Genomic DNA, 209 nt, shown 5'->3' with positions numbered 1-209 from the left:
ATTCCACTTCCTGAGTGATACGGCATTCCCATTTACCGTCACGATATTGAACTGTGCCGGTCTTAATTTTGCTCGCAAGCTCACGAGCCAAACCGATTGGCCCTTTGCCGACCATTGGGATGCTTATAGCGTCAATTTCAATACGAAAACAGTTGGAATTATTGACCGCGCGGAAGCTATCATTGTGAAGCCGCTTCCTTTTGAAGGAA

The 209-nt window shown here is 46.4% G+C and carries 1 protein-coding gene; it reads left to right on the top strand.

Going from position 1 to position 209, the window contains the following annotated elements:
* On the top strand, positions 1-209 hold a 209-nt coding region (locus tag CWB80_RS22805; protein ID WP_212751503.1), incomplete at both ends, for a hypothetical protein.

It is taken from the genome of Pseudoalteromonas sp. S1650 (genome assembly GCF_005887195.1).
In the GTDB taxonomy this organism is placed as follows: domain Bacteria; phylum Pseudomonadota; class Gammaproteobacteria; order Enterobacterales; family Alteromonadaceae; genus Pseudoalteromonas; species Pseudoalteromonas simplex.
The sequence above is the reverse complement of the archived record's forward strand: the minus strand, read 5'-3'. Positions and strand labels throughout refer to the sequence as shown.